Origin of the sequence: Mesorhizobium sp. M4A.F.Ca.ET.090.04.2.1 (assembly GCF_003999085.1) — a bacterium.
In the GTDB taxonomy this organism is placed as follows: domain Bacteria; phylum Pseudomonadota; class Alphaproteobacteria; order Rhizobiales; family Rhizobiaceae; genus Mesorhizobium.
In genome coordinates this window covers 1-917 of record NZ_RZOT01000940.1, presented here as the reverse complement: position 1 = coordinate 917, position 917 = coordinate 1, and the positions used below count along the sequence as shown (strand labels likewise).

The window sequence follows — 917 nt, the reverse complement described above, 5'->3', positions numbered from 1 at the left end:
TCTATTGCCTGCGCGTCCGCAATCCGCTGCTCGACCTCAAGCTGCTGCGCATCCGCACCTTCCGCGTCAGCTTCCTGACCGGCGGCGGCCTCGACACGATCGGGCTGAGCTCCGTCGTTTTCCTTCTGCCGCTGATGTTCCAACTCGGCTTCGGTATGAGCGCGGTGCAGGCGGGATCGCTGACCTTCGTCGCCGCGATCGGTTCGTTGCTGACGCGCTTCATGATGCCGCGCATCCTCAACCGCTTTGGCTTCCGCCGCGTGCTGGTCACCAACACGCCGATCGTCGCTTGCCTCGTCGCGGGCTTCGCCTCGATGCAGGCGATTCTGCCCGCCTGGATCGTGCTCGCCTACATCTTCATCTTCGGCGTCTTCCGCTCGGTGCAATGGGCTTCAACCGGGAACCTTTCCTATTCGGATGTCGCGCCCGAGCAACTCGCCCGCTTCAGCGCGCTCTACTACATTCTCTGGCAGCTTGCGGTGGCGATCAGCGTCGGCCTGGCGGCGGCGTTGTTGTCTTTGCTCGCCAGCGGCGGCCATGCCAGCGTCAACGATTTCCGCATCCTGTTCTTGATTGAAGGCCTGATCACGCTGTGCGCGCTGTTCGCGTATCTGCGGCTGACGCCGCAGGACGGCGCCCATGTCAGCGGCCACGGCGCGCATGTGAACACCGAGTAAGGCCGCTGGCGCTGGCTGGCGGCCGTTACTCGCTGAACGTTACCCAGTCTTCCAGCGGCGCGCGGTCGGTACGAAATTCGTTCTCGGGCTTGGATTTGTCCTCGTAGCCCAGCGCCATGCCGCAGACGACGATCTCCTCGTCGGGGATGTTGAGAACCGGGCGGATCTGCCGGTGATAAGGCGCGAAGGCCGCCTGTGGGCAGGTATGCAGGCCCCTTCCCCTCGCTGCCACCATGATGT

Annotated in this window: 2 protein-coding genes; one reads left to right on the top strand and one right to left on the bottom strand. The window is 64.1% G+C overall.

The genetic code is table 11. From position 1 onward, the window contains the following. The coding region (locus EN781_RS33340) for an MFS transporter (RefSeq protein ID WP_127400768.1) at nucleotides 1-677 on the top strand (677 nt) is incomplete at its 5' end. 25 nt (nucleotides 678-702) lie between these two features. Here the strand turns inward: EN781_RS33340 and EN781_RS33335 are convergent. After that, a partial coding sequence (locus EN781_RS33335) for a nitroreductase family protein (RefSeq protein WP_189347986.1) occupies nucleotides 703-917 on the bottom strand: 215 nt, incomplete at its 5' end.